Genomic DNA, 16,621 nt, shown 5'->3' with positions numbered 1-16,621 from the left:
CGATAGGCGGCCTCTGCCTGTGCAGGATACCCTCGTACGATATTCAGGCCCGCGAGATTCACATAGTAACGGGCTTCGGCCCAGGATAATTCTTCCGTTGAATATGTTTCTCTTTTGATTTTTTCCAGGACTGTGTTGGCCATGTGCAGCCATTCTGCCGCCTCATTGGGATTGACGTAGATGGCATGGTGGGCTTGCTTGCAGAGCTCGATCACCATCTCAGGGAACAAGCTTCGCTCCAGTAAGGCATCGGCAAGTGCATTGTTTTCGTTCTTGTTCTGTTGGATTTCCTTCACCAGGGCGGCGGCTTCTCGTCGCTGTCGGAATAGTCTGAGGAAATCGCCTGCCATGGCGCCTTCTGCCCTCATGGTTTCCTTGAAGCCACACCAGTCCTGATAGAGTTCGTTACATGTCTCGCAATCCTTCAGGTGTTTCTCGTTTCCGGTCAGGTCCATGAGTTCGTCGATGGTGTAGCATCCTTGCTTCATGCTTTCCTCCAGTATACAAATCAAACAACTGTGCCAGGCAATCCCTCTTTAAAGAGAATACGGACCCTGTCGGGACACCCATGACAGCCGAGGTTTCTTTTTCCGTGCATCCAAGGATGAAGACACTAATGATAAGGTCCAGGCATCGTTTCCCGAGCTGAAGGACCATGTCCCAGAGGAGGATGCGCAATTCTTGCCCGGACTCCTCTTCCCTTGACTCAGCTACCTCCTGGTTGGTCTCTTCCTTTGCTGAAGCTGCTTTTTCAGCCTTGATCTTCAGGGATTGTCGTTTGATAGCGGCGTAGAGCCAGGAATCTGGACGCTCGATGTATCCGAGGTTTCGGAAGAAAGAAGAGGCGACTTTCTGGCAGACCTCCTCCGAGTCGTGCAAGGTCAAACGATAATGTTTCATGCATATATGAATAGAAAAAGAACGGATTCTCGAATACAAATCCAGTTGAGCCTTGGTATTACCCTCTAAAGCTGATTGAAGAGTTTCGGTTTCAAGAGTAAATCCCTTCATCATCAAGACATCATACAACATTAAAGTACCGCTGGAAAAGACAATGGGTACTGTTGGCTTGCTCTTATACGTTCTGCAATATAGCTGGCACTCTTTGAATATTAAGGCGTGGTGTGAATTCATGCCATGAATTTACGCTCGCCCATTAAAAAAAGAAAAAAACAAGAATTATTCATCAACTGATTCCAGAATCACATCCAGAATCAACTCTTCACATTTCAAGCAAAGCTCAACATCGTGATAATCTGGCAGTCTCTTGCAGCAATGCTTACAGTAATGTTGCGTCCTATTGATAAGCGATTGAGAGGTTTTCTTAATCATCTCACATCGCCTCTCTCATTTCCTGCTGAAGTATGCATGCCTTTGCAATTTCAGGGTCGCTGAAAAAGTTTTCTCTCAGGATTTCGTCCACTAGCCAGTAGACTTTTTTCTCTGAAATGTGAAACCTGCCAGACATCTCTTCCAGAAAATCCTCGACTTCCTGAATAGAAGCAAATATCAGTTCCATGAATAAGTTGAAACCGTTATTTATCCTGGCAAGCCGGTTGACATTGGGATGGCACTTCAAGTAATCAATCAGTTCTTCTCTTCGGGGCGATAGGGATTTAATGAGTACATGCACCTTAATCTCATAGCCCAGTATTTTCTCGTTGAACAATACTGTGTACCTGCAAATTGTATTGCTTTTGTACTTTTTCACTTTGTCATGCAATGTGCTGACTGGAAAACCAGTCAATTTGCTTAACGATGTCAAAGTTTCCCTTGCATTTCTGCGAAGGTAACTCAATATTAGTTTTTCTTTTGATTTCATTGTTTGTTTCACCTCCTGGTTAATAGTCCCGGGAAGCGAGCAAACTTGCCAATATGTTTTTGAGGTGTAAACCGGACCAGCGAAGCAGGGAAAAACTTATGTGCACGTTTGCGAAACCCGAAATATATTAAGGAGGTGAGAAACCATTACCTCGCCACTGAAAAATTTCTTTAAACTCACCCAATTCATTTATTTCATGAATTTTACTGGTCTAGGAATATGATCGATTTCCACTTCAATGCTTAACAATAATTTCTTTAAATTCTCAACATCACCTTTTGAATAATTATTGTTCTTATTGACTATATCGTTAATATCGTTAATATCGTTAATAATATCCTTACACACATTAATTACTGCGATAATTCTTCCCTTCCTGAAACCATGTTCATCTCCATACGATATATAGTTATTTATATAATTGCGTATTATATCTAAAACTTCTTCCATAATGTCAATAACATCGTAAAATTTTATAAGATCATACTTTACTATATTACATTTATTAATATTCAATAATAGGCTCTTGGCAAGATACAATCTGTTTGTTGTATGTATTGTCATATCATCCTTTACTTGTATGGCTTCTGCGAGATCCTTTTTCCTGCGATATGTTAGTGGGAAATATTTCTTTATTCTCTCGGATAAAATAGAAATAATTATTGGAGTTATTTTATACATGGCGAAGAAACATACAACATATATTAGCAGAGTCCAGGATAGTGCTAATATACCCAAATCCCTGTATAATGCTATTATTATCGCTATGCCAGCAGAAAATATAGCTGATGAAGACTTGTTTAGAGGCTCTGATTTATCTCTATTTATTTTGTGCTCTTCATGTTTTCTTAAATTATCTGATATTATATAGCTTAGCCACGTAATCTTATAAGCATCTAGGTGATTTTCTTCTAGGGGAATCATTCCAAATCCTCCAATTCATTCATGAGGACTCTGAATCTTGGGTCATCAAATTTATTGGAAATATAATGAAAATAATAAAGATACTTCCATATAAGTACTTCTACTTTCCTAAGAGTATCCTCACTCATGGAGTCATAACGTAATAATAATTCTTTTTCTACTGAAAATCTTTCATGGATCAAGGGGTCTACTTCGCTTAATATACAGGCCAAAATAATGGGTGCCCTAAAAGGCATTCTTATGTAGATTCTCTTTCCCCTATTTTCAGACTCTATTATGCGCTTCACTTCTGTTATGGATATATTTGAAAACGATTTATTGGGCATGTTATTACACTTGTCAACTATCTTTTTTATTCCCCGTTTTAATTCGCTTTGCCCATTGTTATTAACTTTGCTCCCAATGAGCTCAAGTGCAGTACGGTACCCAAGATTACATTTCCAAGATGCGGTTTCCATGGAAGCGTATTTATTCCATCTCCATGGAAAAATAGCTTCTAAAGTTGTGTCGATTACATCACGGAAGGTACACATACATAATGGCTCCTCGCTGTTTTATGTATATAAGTTAAAATCCAATTTATCTGCTATGACATAGGCTTGGGCGATCATATTGTTTATGGTTCTGGACTTCTCTCCTCTCGAAAAGGCTAATAAGTAAGAATAATCAAATCATTCTTTACAATATGTCACTTCTTTAGCCCATAGCCAGGTTTTATACCCACACCCTCATTCATATTTAATAGCTGACCACCGTGAATATCAATCACCTGCTCATGAATCACAGAAAAATCTCCATCCATATCCTCGGCAATCACTTTCATGGTGTAAGAACCCGGTAGGATATTCTGTAATGGAATTTGCAGAATCCAGTCTGTACATCGATCAATAGGAAGGCAGTGACCTTGGCATGGCGGTTCAAACCTGCAATTCGAAATCCGGTCTACGACAAACTGATAAACGTTATCCAAGCGTACGGTTATCTGTTTAATCCCCTCGGAATCTCCAGCCCAGCCACTTACAGTGAAGGTCGTGTCGTCTTTATTAGCAGAGTAAACATCCCCGACAGGTAACTCTTCATCCGGTTTCGCCAAAGGAAATTCATACAGCTTATCCTTACCCGCCACATAGAGTGTCGCATTGGCTGCAGCAATCCCATAGGGTCTGCCCGTCTCTGGGAGATCATAGAAATTCCAGTAGTCCTGACAGCTCATGCTAGTTCCCCAATCCTGATAATAGTATGTGTGTGCAATGGAGCGTGTGTAGTAGGATGACAGGTAAATTTCTCCGTTATGAACGATAATACCCTGGACATCATACTGACTATTACTGTTGTTTATCTCGCCTATATTTCCAGAGTGTTTATCCGCGTAAGTACATAAAAAGTCACTAAAAAAGAAAGACCATAATCCTGGATAATGCCATGTGTCTACAATAACTACTCCACTTCCGAGAAAATTTCCCGGTTCCTCAATCCCAGTCCAATGTGCAAGAATTTTATGTTCTATCGTTGCGTAAGGTCCAGTAGCGAAACCATATTTAACATGAGAGTATCCCTGGTACATAAAGCATGGATTATTGTATAACATCTCAGTTCTATTCGTGGTAAATATTGAACTTTCACGTGAGATCGTAAAATAATCGCCATCAGTGACAAAAAATGTATCGTAATATAAAATGTCATCTTCTGCCATAGGATCACAATCAGTAGTTACTGAGAGCGTATGATTAAAAGTGTATTGATATAATTCGTCTGTCGATATATTATAACGGTACGGCTTATAGGCATAAGAATCACTATCTGTATCTAATGATGTAGAAGAAACAAATAATAAATAATTCCCAAATGCAAGAAATTGACCTCGTTGTCCAATCACATTCTCCCAACTCGATAAATATCCACCCTGTATTAAGCTATTGGGAATACTTATTTCCTTTATTAGACTAGGGGTATGCGGATATTGCATGTCATATATTCGTATACCATTATTATCCTCATCATAATAATAGTATACAAATATTCTATTATTATCTATATCTGCATTAATAGGGAGTATACTCTCTTCATATTGTATGCTTCCTATTAATTTACGGTAGGTATCTGTTAAATCGTATGTGTCTAGGTGATCTGTATAAACAACATACAAATAACCGCCACGTGCAACAGTATCCGTTAACATTCCATAGGAAGGAATGGATAAAAACATCGTGAGTATTAATATTTTCAACTTTATTGCGATGTACATTCGCAGTTGACATTGCATGAACAAGCTGGACTTAGCCCTGCAGCATCGTCCAATCCATGAATACATTGAATTGCACAGATTTCATTTTCATGCTCATCAAAAGGTTTTCCAGTCTGCTTCCCGATATTTATAAAACAAGAAATATTTTGACACGACATGTTAGCCCAGTCATAAATAGCAGATGGAGGATGAACTATACCAAAGGTATCAACACCTAAATCATAAGAAGGATGATTCACATTATCAAACAAATCTGCAAGAAATGTTGCAATGATTCCCTCCGTTTGGTTATAAGAAGGCGTACAATCCGAGTAAAATTCATTACCATCCATGTGGAATTCTTCGAGAATCGGATCAGTATAACCAACGGTTTCTGTTGCAAAATACTCTGCAAATCCTTCGCTATAATCCATCCATAAGCTAAATGTATCAACGCACAAATCCTCTTCGGTGTGAAGCAAATCAGGCGATTGCCAATAGTTTTGCAAATTATAATGAAAAAAATGGCCAGCCTCATGTGCTATCATCCAAGGTTTAAAGCTTATAGAATATTGTGAATTATTAGCAGAGTGGAAGGTGATTTTTTTTGTGTCAGTTCCACAATCCGGCCAAAATAATAGGCCTTGTGAAAAATTACAGGCCCTGTATTCATTATAGGTAAAATACTCCTGATTATACCAATGGCTGCGAGTATTTACTAAAGTCGGAAAGACTGTGCAGAACGAAGGATTTGCATATGTGTCGAAATTATCATACCAATAATTAGCTTGTACAGTCCACTCACGAGTAGGTCCTGGTGGATCTAGAGGACCGTCGTAGTGATTCCATATTTCCCCTTTGAAGAATCCCCAAGGACATCCCCCTTCTATAAGAGCGGCTTCATTATCACCAGGATTATCCTGAAAAACTGGGTAAGCATTTGGGCAGCCTATTTGCAGATGCTGGTCTGTACATTGGCCCATTTTTATATTTAGCAATGAGTTGTTTGCAAAGGCTATGACTGTGCGAAAAGGAGTAAAAGCATGAACACCTTCCTTTGCATACCACATCTCGAAATTTGGTGAAACTCCATTTTCATTAACTGTCGTATATTGAGAACATGTACCAAGCATATTTCCAGCGACCCAACATTCCGACTTTATTTCCATCTGCATGTTGGCGCAGTTACCATATCCCGTTATATAAGGCAATGGAACTGTTTGCGCAGAGAAATGAACAAGAGCCAAATAATTGACCTTAAATACTGGAAGATCTCGTAAACTATAACCAATATCATCTTCTTCATCTGACTCCAAAATCGTATAATATATATTTGATATATCTGCAGGGACAGAATAATATTGCACGTTATCGGCATACTTAGGATTGCTCTTTGCAATTTCCAATAACGCTTTATTGAATCTAGACCCATGCGTAAACATCATCTTGTTCCCACGAGAATCTATAATAGGAATTTTTAATTCATCACCTTCCCAATCCGAAACAGTGATTATTTCATTATACTTATCAGCATTATCTAAATATTGTAATGCTCTTGCATTTACACTCGTTTTATACTCATTTTCTACAAATACTTTAGTGTAAGATCTAAATTCTTCATATGATAATATTATCAATCCCTCACTATCGCTTTTCACATAAACATCCCCACTGCTCCCTAAGGAAGTATCATCTTTCACCTCATTAGCAATAATATTAATCACTCTGGGTCCTATATATGTTATAGGTACCATCACACTATCAGTCAGAGTAGGAAGATCTACTTCATAGGTGTTGCCTTCTATATCAACACTTTTCAGTCTCAGATTTACATTATCAGAGTTTAAATTACCATTTATTGTCACATCATAATTTACCTGCACTGTTGTTTTATCTACTACACTAGCAGAAATATCTATTTTTACATAATTTCCAGCAAAGGAAAATACAGTGAATGAAAAAATCATATACAAGCAAGCAATAAAGAATTTATTCATATCTACCCCCTAATTTGGGCTACTTTGTTTGAGAATACATATAAATATGTTTCTTGTCAAGAGGAACAATAAAAATATTTTTGCATATAGCTTAATGGCCCAATAGATATATTAAATAACAAAGGCAGAATATTTTTAAATGTTTCAAAGCCTTCGGCCATGTAAGTTGTACTTACATAAATTCACAAATCTGCCAGTAAATATAATCTGCCACAGAAATTAATGGCTGTCAAGTATAAGATCTAATGCAAAATCAAGTCTCCATCTTCCTCTCGTTCAGCTATCCTTTCCTTAAGCATTCGCATCGCACGGGGTACTTGATTCAACTCATCCTCGATACCAAGCTTAATCCCAAGCCCTTTGTATACTTGCACCAAGGCAAGCATAAGTTCATCATTGCGAATGAGGATTTTCCCAGGTCTAATTTTTTCTTTTTCCATCGCCGAAAGAAGAATCTCAAGGAAAAGAATCTTTACATCATCAGGATGAACCAAACAAGCTTCAATTATCTTGCCCTTTGCATCTACTAGCAACACTACTACTGGAAAGTATGGTCTTTCATTAGCCGGAGCTTCAACATAATCCAAATAGATCACATCCAATTCCCATGCGGCATTTCTGTTTAACTTAACTCTCTTTTTGACCTCCTTGATCCTTTCATCACTTGGGAGAATCCATTGAGGTAAAACAGGTTTTGGCTCAGGGCCAATCACGTATCCAGTTTTCCAAATTTGGGTTTTGTTATCTTCAATTGAATATCGAATAAGAAACGCATCTTCCTTCTCCAACAATATTTTGCTTCCAGCTTCCTGCACCAGCTTGTCAACTTCTAATGCTTGCTCTAAACAGACAGTCATAAACCGTGCTTCTTCTGAAGATAAGGACCAAGATGCATATTTTGGAAAATACCTAACAAAAAAGGGCACGATATGGTTCTCGAACTTTACAGGGATGCTTTTCATAAATTTTCGATAAGAAGATGGGCATTCTTCCAAATCATCATAAAACAAAGAAATAGTGTTCATTGAAAGATACATTTGAAACCCGTCAAAATCTTCAGGAGCTTCTAATAATTTTATACAACTGCGCAATCCATCTTCACCTGGATAGACATGAAACCCGATTTCACCAACAGCTTTACCCAATACACTGCAATATCCTATCTCGCCAGATTCAGGGCAACACACTGCGAACATGTCAACATCATTCATTCTTTCCCAAGGACGCTGTTCATAGAAGAGTTTTGCTGCAGAAAAAAGCTTATTCCATTCTTGTTGAGATGGTTCTGGCCTTAACCTTTTTTGATGTTTCATAGCCCCATTGTAAACGAAATGAGTGAATACCGCATTAAGTGGTTAAGTTCTTCTCGCATTCTCTCTAATATTAATCCTGGTTACAGGCGATGATGCTCTGAAACGGATATTCGAACCATCAAACGAAAATGGGAGTTGAGAGCACTTATAGAGATCGAAAATGAAGAAATATCAACTTACTGGATGGAAAGCAGAATATCTATAGAGTCCTTGCACAATATGAGAATACCCTTTTGGGAAAATGGAAGGAGATGTTGTCTACCATCGACTAATAAACTATTCATTGTTTTGTATTCAAGATTCGAACAAATAATTAGCCATTCAGGATTGAATATTTGCCCTTTCTCAATAAAAACCGTTAGGGACTTGCTGACGTTATCGATTGCCTCAATTTCACTGTTAGAGTCAGGTACAATAGTGAATGCTAAGCGACCAGCATATGATTCAATTCTTCCAAAGTACCCTGCTGCTTTAATACTCTCATCTGTAAGCCATTTTTCTGCGCTTGGTCCAGGAGTGGGAGCGATTTTCACCATTCCTGTTGCCCGACAGGCTGAATAAATAAATTCCTGATAGAAGTCTTGAATTGATTTCTTATGGTACATAGCCTTAAACTGGGCTTTATCTTTATTGCTCAGAAGATTCCACCATGTATTCAATTGGGTTTCAGGAAACTGCTCGATTATATATTCGTCAGATACATTCATGCCTATATCAGGGTCTAAAATTACGGTTGTTGTCGGTTGCTTCACTTTCGAGATATTGGGTCCGAAAGAATCATGCTCACATGTACAATAATTATCCTGCAGCAATAATTCTCTTCTGCTTGTAGTGTCTCCATCTCGTAATTTTTGTATTTTTTCCAGCGGTCGTATTCCTATCCATCTAACTCCCTCCCCCGGTGTGTAGCCGATAATCACACAGCCCATGTATTGGAAGGGAGCACCATTGTGCAATTTAAGGTCTCGTATCTTGCTGTCAATTTTATGATCATAATTTTTCGTACTTCGGTATGCTTTTAGAAATGCGCTAATTGCACTTAAAACATCCCATTCGTGTTTTCCCTTTACCCAACTTGTAAATTTCTTAATGACTGGAAACGAAACAGTCATTTTGTAAAATGGTCTGGAAGTATGAAAAAAGACGCGCAGAATATCTCTGCTGTGCGGGCTTAAGAGAGGGAATACGTCAAACATATTGCGTGTATTGAACCATACGGCTCTATGATCGCAAAGATATCCTGCATGTTTGCCCGCCCCCGGGTATTCATCTATGTGAATATCTGCATCAGACTTATAGTTCAGCAGATGCACGGTAGCTGCATACGGCTTATTTTTGCATGGTTTTCCTAATTCTTTGCTAATATCAGCCCTAACCTCTGGAGAAATTGCGACGAACCAGTATCTGAGAATATACGTCCAAAAATCATCAAGCTCCATTACATCCATTTATAAAAACACCCGAAACACATGTAAATCATGTCACAACTCCTAAGTGGCATGGTAGCGATATATGAAACAAAAATCAAGAGGGCCAAGTCGGTCACAAATGAATTTACAGTTCCCAGGCAATACAAGGAACGCACCCTGAAGGAATGCCAAATCAGGGGGCACAAAAGACATGGTTCTGTGCAAATCAACTCACTTACTATTGGCGTCCTTCCTAATGAAGATAATGGGCGCTTTGGCGAGGCTGACTGTTTATACCAAGTACAAGATTCTCCGAAAAGTATCGATTTTATAATTCAGATAAAGCCTATGATAGATGAGGATTTATTTAATAAGTTAAGCCCAGCAAATCGGGAACCAATTTATCTCTATTATGGAATTGTTAAGTATAAACTCGCCCCCTATTTAGCGAGTGGACTTTCAGCTCACATAGGAAATTCTATTCTTCAAAATCCAGAGAATGAGCCATGGACGTATTGGGGGTTGGCACCTGAAAATTATCTCCCTTCTTTTCAACCATGGGGACCATGGGAGTACATTCCGAGTCAGAATATTTATGATATTACTGTTACCACGATTCTGCACTTAGATAAAGGTAAAACATACCAGAAGCCTCTTGTTGAATTAGTTGAATCTCTCATTCAGGATGGTGCATTCAATGAATTCAAAGACGTAAAAGCGACATTTAGGTTCCGATGAATCTGAGTTCCTCAATCTTCCTTTTTATTCAGAATAAAATTCTATTTTACTGAACGTTTCCATAGGTTACGCTGAAAATGAAAATAATCATTTTGGAGCGTACATGCTTATTCTATCGAGGAAATTTCGTAGTGGAGCCAAGAACATCATTCAGGGAATTTGGTGCAAATCATTCCAACCAGTATCTATCTTGAAGACAATGTTGCTCATCTGGCTCATTCTCTTGGTCGCAATTTACGGTAACGCTGCGCAACCTCCGTTGCGCGCCCAGGATCGCCGAGCATTTTCCCCGGCAGCCCTAGATGCCAATCCAAAAAAATTCAATTTCAGGAGCTCTGTACACCCATTGCATCCGGTTATTCCCAACGCTGGTCGGTTCACTTACAAACCTCAATAAAGGAGTCACTTATGAAACGAGCAATTCTCATCTTACTTCTTTTATTCATTTCGATTTCTTGTCATCCTCCAGACATACCACCTTCTGAGCCAACCTCATCACTTCAGGGCCATAAGAATAAGGTGAGGGTGCTTCTGGTGCAGGATGTTTCTGGCAGCATCAAGGGACAGGGTATAAGCCGAGTACAACTCACCCAAATCCAGCCTTTGATTGACATGATGCTTGCGAATGGTGGAGAACTCGGGTTTGGCATCATCACCGAACAAGTCCCGCCCACATTTCTCCGCCTGGTATGTTCCCCGCCTGTGAGTAATGTTCCGAACCAAGCCATCACTGGAAATGTATTCGCACGGTTAGAAGAAACTTCCCAACGAAAACACCAGCTCGACGAATACAACAAGGAATACGCCAACTACGGAACTCAAATGAAACCTCGGATTCAAAAATTCAAAGAAGAAGTGAACGGCCTTCTAAAAATCCAAGCCAAGCACAGCTATGTCACCGATACCCTCCGACGAGCAGAAATTTATTTTGCTGAACAGCCTCAAGCAAAAATTTTCCTCCTTCTTATCTCTGATTTCCAGGATAATTCGAAGAAAACTTACACAATGAAATTTCCAGGGAATGTAATTATTTACGTCGTAAGCGCCAACGGCTCCCTTGGAATTCTTGAGCCATACCGGGACCGAATCCTTGTCTTTGAATCAATCGATTCTGCCATCACCGCGATTACTCAAAAATGGAAAGGAGAAAACCATGAGCCAGAAAACCAAGTGGAAGTACCGTAGAAAGTTACGGTTCCACCATGACCGCATAAAAAGCATAGCCTATAAGCTCCAGGCACTCAAGATTAAAATAAACAATCAGCATCATCCGGAAACGTCGCTTCCTACCCCGCCTCTTACTCTTGTGATGCTCAGTATCCTTTTTCTGTGCGTAATCCCTATCGCGTATGCCCAGGACCTGTTTCTCTTCTCTGGGATCATCTCCTGGATCGTGGGCCTATCCGGCAATCCAAAGTTAGCTCTGTACGCCACCATAATCATTCCTTTCATACCTCTTATCAACGAGCTGATTATCGGATTTAAAATCAACAAAACCGTTTCTGATGCTGATATTTCTCATGAGAATATCTCGGAAGGTACAGAGCTTGACCCCCTCGACGATATCGAGCCACGGCCATTCAGTTTTTCTCGCATGGCTCTTCCCAGGAGAATCGGATGGAAGCTTTTCTCGATTCTTCCCTTGAGCTCCCATATGGTTGCAGGGCTGACCCTGTTCGCTGCGATGGAGGCAGAGCATACCTCAATGCATGCCATCAATCAGTACCTGCTGATTTTCTTAGTTTTATTCACGATCGTAACCCATTTCCTCATCCTCTTTGCCTCTTCCCACTTGACCCTGCTCTTCAACACCATCCAATCCTTTTGGCAGCGTCGAAAACAGCAAAGAGCCAAAGACTTACTCTACCGGTTAACCCACCTGTTATCTCATCACCACTCCAGTTTCTTGACCGTTAAAACGGAATACGACAAAGCGTATGAACCCTACGACCTTGAATTCGACTCGATTGTTCGCGCAGAGCTGGATGTACTATCTACCTCCCAGCCTTCACCGTCAGTGAATCCCACAACCAACCCCCTTCCAGCACCTAAAGAAATTCAAGCCCCGCATGAGTTGACACACCCTGCAGGATCACCTCCTCCCAGTCCGTTTAAGCAATTCAACGATACCTGGCCTCCCACGCAAGAAGCAAATACACCTATCAATGAAACCCCTTTGCCTTCCACGGATGATATGCAACCCGTCCCCAATTCTCGGGACGATTACGAGCTGTAGAAAGGAGAGACCATGAGCGAATTAAGTCATAACAAAGTCATCTCTATCGATGTGATTTCCGGTTGCGCTGATATTGCCGGGAAAGCTGTGTACTGCATCGGTACAGGAACCCTCAAGGCAATGAAGGCACTGAATAGGCAGCGGAAAAAAATCGATGCCTTCAATTCATGTTTTTTTAAGAACTGCGCAGCATCCACCCAACTTAAACCCACGAACGAACTTCTAAAAAGCGCGTTCGGAGAAATCAGAAAAGAAGACGATTTAACCTTATCCAAAGCAACTATTTTGGATCATCTTTCTTCTTTCTGTGTCCAGGAAAGGGACCTTTCACAAGTCAACAATCAAATCCATCAAGTTCTCCGGTCAGGAACGTTGGATGACTTGATTAACAGCAGAGAAACCTTAGTCTCCACCATGGCAGAGTCTCACACGTCGCTGGTTAGAGAGAGAATGGTGGAATCCATTGAGCAGGCAAGTAAAGCTGTTGGCTTCCCATCCGTCCATATCATCCAGCAAAACAAAGGGAGGGTGGTGATCGCTGCAGAGAACGCTTCAGGCCAGACCATGATTCATAATGTCATCACAGGAAAAACCGAACAGCCGAGAATTGAGAGCGAAGTCCTTGGCGTGCATGACAACTCCTGCACGGAAATTCTCAACCAGTTCAATGAGGAACTGAACAGGCAGGGAGTCAATCTCCATCGTCCTGACAACAGAAAATCGAAGGGCAGCGTTCCTGTTCTCCAGGAATCAAAAGAGTATATCGCACAGAAAAATAAGAGATCCCGACGCAGGGCAAGAGGAAAGATCCGGAGCAACCGATGAACATGCCCCTTGGACCTCTCCTGCATGCGATCACCCGGGGCCACCATGCAATCATTCTCAGCGGGCGACCGCTGTATGATTTACACCCGTACAACAACCGGATCTTTACCCTGGAGGCCGTCTTGCGAGAAGAGCTCATTCACCAGGGTTTCATTCTCTGCACCTGCGATTTGCAACTTAGTTTCCAGTGCGACCTTACTGGCCATGATGGACAAACAGCAGAGAGTGTCCAGTACACTTTCCGACAGTATGGCCTGCCCTCCAGCCAGAATGAACCATCGGTCATCCATAGCCTTACACCGAAAATCGATAAGCTCCTCCGCACTTCTCACAACGGGCAACCTGAAAAGCAACCCATAAAACTCTGCATCTTAATCAAGGATGCCGGACACTGGATTCCAAGGACGCAAGACAATTCGTGCCTGATGGAAGATTCGCTGAAAGTCCTGGAAACCTACAAAAATCTTGGCACAGGAATCTCTCTGCGAAAGCAAGGACATGTCATCATCCTGCAAGCCAGCCCTGAACAGCTTCATGAAGAAATCTCGAATGTCTATTATGCGGTCCATGTGCCGTACCCTGACAAAGAGAAAAAGCATGAATTCTTTGACGTGCTTCAGGCCAGATACCCTAACGCTGAATATGAGTCGGGACTTTCCCCTGACCAGGCATCGCACATTTCATCCGGAACACCGAACCTCTCTTCTGAAACTATTTTCAGGGCATCCCATTCAACCGGGACCTTCGTCACGGCTTCTGATTTACGGAAGCAAAAAGAAGCTGACCTTCTTGCATGCTCTGACGGGAAACTTTACCTCATGGACACGAGCAGAGTCAAGAATGTCTACCTCGTGGGGTCGTCCATCACAACCCTGACAAGGATTCTGACCCGTATCACCACAGGTCTCAGCATGGGAAATCCCTCCACACCGGGTTTTGTCATTATCCCCGGTGCCCCAGGCACAGGAAAGACCGATGCCATCACTACCGCTGCCGTGACAGCCAACATCTCTGCCATCAGGATGGACAGTCCCAAAAGCAAATGGGTCGGAGAATCTGAAGCGACCATGACAAAATTGCTGGATCTTCTTGTCAGCCAGACTCCGGTCATGGTGCTTCTGGATGAGTTCGCGGATTCTTTTCCGACGACGAGGAACGACAACCATGACTCTGGAGCAAGCGATGCCATCCATGCCGCACTTCTGACCTTTTTATCAGATGCTTCTCTTCGAGGGCGGGTGATCTTCATCGCCACCAGCAACACCATTGACAATATTGCTGCTGCCATGCGCTCACGAGCTGAAGTTATCCCTGACTTTTTCCCGTTCAAGGAAGACTACCCTGCAATTCTCAAGGAGCAAATCCGGAGAATCAATCCCGAACTTTCAGAGCAAGGGGGGAGATGGGTCACCCAAGCAGCAGAGACGTTTTTTCTGAAAGGTGCAACACCCAGGGACATCAACATGACGATGACCAGGATTCAGTTCCTGTACAACCGCCTCGATAAAAATCAGATTCTTAGGGCAGCAGAAATGTTCCAGAACCCCACGCACAGGGAAGCGATTGAAAAGTGCGATCTTCTCGCATTGAACGCTTCGACTTCTCCTGAATACTACCCCTGGACACACGCTCATCAATTAACGCTTCCGTCCCATCTGGGTGCAGTCATTGACCAGAAAACCAAGGAAATCAACTACTCCTTATTGAACCAGCGTCTTTCGGAGCTGAGCCATGTCAGCATCTGAACTGTTATCGTTAGCAACCGGCAACGCCCATTGGTCAGGAGAAGGCTCAATAAAACTACTGGAGCAGAAGTTCAAAAACTATTACAAATTCCCGTATGCCGTGGCAGTGCCTTCAGCGACCCTCGGCCTTTTATCCCTGGTCATGGCAATGGACGCAGGGCCAGGGGATGAGATTATCACCTCCAGCCTCAATATCGGATACAGTGTCAGCCCTTTTCTTTTTGCCGGATGCACCATGGTTCTGCTTCCCATTGACCCATATACATTTGAGATGGAGTCTGGCCTTGTCGAAAAAGCCATCACTACTAAAACAAAGGCCATCCTGGCAGCGGACATGTTCGGAATCCCGCACCAGACCCATGTACTGAAAAACATCGCGGACAGGCATGAAGTTCTCTATCTCGCAGACGCTGCCCAGAGTTTCCGGGCCAGGATTCACGAGATACCCGCCAGCGGCAAATCTGATGCCCTTGTGGTGAGTTTTACCTCTGGCAAGACCTTGGATGTGGGTGAAGGGGGAATGTTGCTCACACGCGATCCTGGACTGTATGAGCAGGTGTTGTGGTGGACCCAGCATCCGCACCGTCAACAAAAAGAACTTTCCCGAAAATTACAGAACACCATCGGCATCAATGCCCGTCTCAATCCCTACATTGCCTCAAGGGCACTTATTGAGTGGAGTAGTTCCGCAAAGAAAATCAGACACAGGAAATATGCCTGCCAGTCCATTGTCACCATTATCAACGACCATGACATGACTGAACCCATCCGGTACTGCACCGAAAAAATCAGCCCGTCCTTTTTCCGGCTTCCTGCGATATGGAAACACGAACCCAAACCGGGCAAGCTCATCGCAACGTTACACGCAAACGGGGCTGATATTTCTCTTTCCAACCTGCCGTTCGGCCTGCTATCCCAGAACCCCGTGTTACGACAGCAATTCAACCAACAGTGCAGAGTCCCGTTTTCACTGGCAGAAACTGAGAATCTAGTCAGAAGAAGTTTTTGCATGATCCCGCATGAGGAGGATGTATGAGACTTTTTTATCTTCGCTTGGTGCTGCACTTTGTCATGATTTTCATCTTCGTGACCATCATCACCATCGTCTTCTCGCACCATGACATCCCGGTGGTGAAAGATTTGATTGAATTTTTCTCTTACTCCCACAATATATGGCTTGCCCTGACCGCCACGTTGGTCCTGCACAGGTTATGGAACCATCTTCTTATCTTCACACTCACGCTGCTGTTGTGCGTGATCCACCGAGACATGTTAGAAATCCAGCAGATTTTTCTTTCTGTGCTTTCTGGCTGGGGTCTGGGTGCTGTGCTTCTTTTCCTGTTTCAAGAGTCAGTCCCGCAACAGCCACTGTAATCAAGGAGGAATCC

The 16,621-nt window shown here is 42.1% G+C and carries 16 protein-coding genes; 7 read left to right on the top strand and 9 right to left on the bottom strand.

Translation table 11 applies throughout. From position 1 onward, the window contains the following. The 9 genes from PLD04_08695 to PLD04_08655 all read right to left on the bottom strand — a co-directional run. On the bottom strand, positions 1-488 hold a 488-nt coding region (locus PLD04_08695), incomplete at its 3' end, for a hypothetical protein (protein HXK68411.1). Further along, positions 406-879, bottom strand: a complete 474-nt coding sequence (locus tag PLD04_08690) for a hypothetical protein (protein HXK68410.1) — start codon at positions 877-879, stop codon at positions 406-408. The genes PLD04_08695 and PLD04_08690, both read right to left, overlap by 83 nt. A 454-nt stretch (positions 880-1,333) precedes the next feature. Next, on the bottom strand, positions 1,334-1,822 hold the full coding sequence (locus PLD04_08685; GenBank protein ID HXK68409.1) for an Lrp/AsnC family transcriptional regulator: 489 nt from the start codon (positions 1,820-1,822) through the stop codon (positions 1,334-1,336). A 189-nt stretch (positions 1,823-2,011) separates the two neighbouring features. Further along, positions 2,012-2,746 carry a hypothetical protein gene (locus PLD04_08680; protein HXK68408.1) on the bottom strand — a complete coding sequence of 245 codons (735 nt, stop codon included), beginning with the start codon at positions 2,744-2,746 and terminating at the stop codon, positions 2,012-2,014. Beyond that, positions 2,743-3,279: a hypothetical protein gene (locus tag PLD04_08675; protein HXK68407.1), complete on the bottom strand. Its 537-nt coding sequence runs from the start codon at positions 3,277-3,279 to the stop codon at positions 2,743-2,745. Before PLD04_08675 ends, PLD04_08680 begins: the two co-directional genes overlap by 4 nt. Positions 3,280-3,434: 155 nt before the next feature. Continuing rightward, positions 3,435-4,952, bottom strand: coding sequence for a hypothetical protein (locus PLD04_08670; GenBank protein HXK68406.1), 1,518 nt, complete (start codon positions 4,950-4,952; stop codon positions 3,435-3,437). 23 nt (positions 4,953-4,975) lie between these two features. Next, a complete protein-coding gene (locus PLD04_08665) occupies positions 4,976-6,967 on the bottom strand; it encodes a hypothetical protein (protein HXK68405.1) in 1,992 nt (663 codons plus the stop codon). A 242-nt stretch (positions 6,968-7,209) separates the two neighbouring features. Further along, a complete protein-coding gene (locus tag PLD04_08660; GenBank protein HXK68404.1) occupies positions 7,210-8,280 on the bottom strand; it encodes a hypothetical protein in 1,071 nt (356 codons plus the stop codon). A 176-nt stretch (positions 8,281-8,456) separates the two neighbouring features. Further along, entirely contained in the window at positions 8,457-9,719 is a 1,263-nt protein-coding gene (locus PLD04_08655) for a hypothetical protein (protein ID HXK68403.1), read from the bottom strand. A gap of 39 nt (positions 9,720-9,758) precedes the next feature. On the opposite strand from PLD04_08655, the gene PLD04_08650 reads away from it, so the two are divergent. The 7 genes from PLD04_08650 to PLD04_08620 all read left to right on the top strand — a co-directional run bounded on the left by PLD04_08650 (position 9,759) and on the right by PLD04_08620 (position 16,607). Beyond that, entirely contained in the window at positions 9,759-10,427 is a 669-nt protein-coding gene (locus PLD04_08650) for a hypothetical protein (GenBank protein HXK68402.1), read from the top strand. A gap of 408 nt (positions 10,428-10,835) precedes the next feature. Beyond that, positions 10,836-11,612: a hypothetical protein gene (locus tag PLD04_08645; GenBank protein HXK68401.1), complete on the top strand. Its 777-nt coding sequence runs from the start codon at positions 10,836-10,838 to the stop codon at positions 11,610-11,612. Next, a complete protein-coding gene (locus PLD04_08640) occupies positions 11,581-12,663 on the top strand; it encodes a hypothetical protein (protein ID HXK68400.1) in 1,083 nt (360 codons plus the stop codon). Before PLD04_08645 ends, PLD04_08640 begins: the two co-directional genes overlap by 32 nt. A 12-nt stretch (positions 12,664-12,675) precedes the next feature. Beyond that, positions 12,676-13,488, top strand: a complete 813-nt coding sequence (locus PLD04_08635) for a hypothetical protein (protein HXK68399.1) — start codon at positions 12,676-12,678, stop codon at positions 13,486-13,488. Continuing rightward, positions 13,485-15,233 carry an ATP-binding protein gene (locus tag PLD04_08630; GenBank protein ID HXK68398.1) on the top strand — a complete coding sequence of 583 codons (1,749 nt, stop codon included), beginning with the start codon at positions 13,485-13,487 and terminating at the stop codon, positions 15,231-15,233. The genes PLD04_08635 and PLD04_08630 overlap by 4 nt, the downstream gene beginning before the upstream one ends. Continuing rightward, positions 15,220-16,269 carry a DegT/DnrJ/EryC1/StrS family aminotransferase gene (locus PLD04_08625; GenBank protein ID HXK68397.1) on the top strand — a complete coding sequence of 350 codons (1,050 nt, stop codon included), beginning with the start codon at positions 15,220-15,222 and terminating at the stop codon, positions 16,267-16,269. The genes PLD04_08630 and PLD04_08625 overlap by 14 nt, the downstream gene beginning before the upstream one ends. Beyond that, a complete protein-coding gene (locus PLD04_08620; protein ID HXK68396.1) occupies positions 16,266-16,607 on the top strand; it encodes a hypothetical protein in 342 nt (113 codons plus the stop codon). The genes PLD04_08625 and PLD04_08620 overlap by 4 nt, the downstream gene beginning before the upstream one ends. The last annotated feature ends 14 nt before the right edge of the window (positions 16,608-16,621 follow it).

The organism is Thermoanaerobaculia bacterium, assembly GCA_035593605.1.
Lineage (GTDB): Bacteria > Acidobacteriota > Thermoanaerobaculia > UBA2201 > DAOSWS01 > DAOSWS01.
Note: the sequence above shows the minus strand (reverse complement) of the source record. Positions and strands in the feature narration are given on the sequence as shown.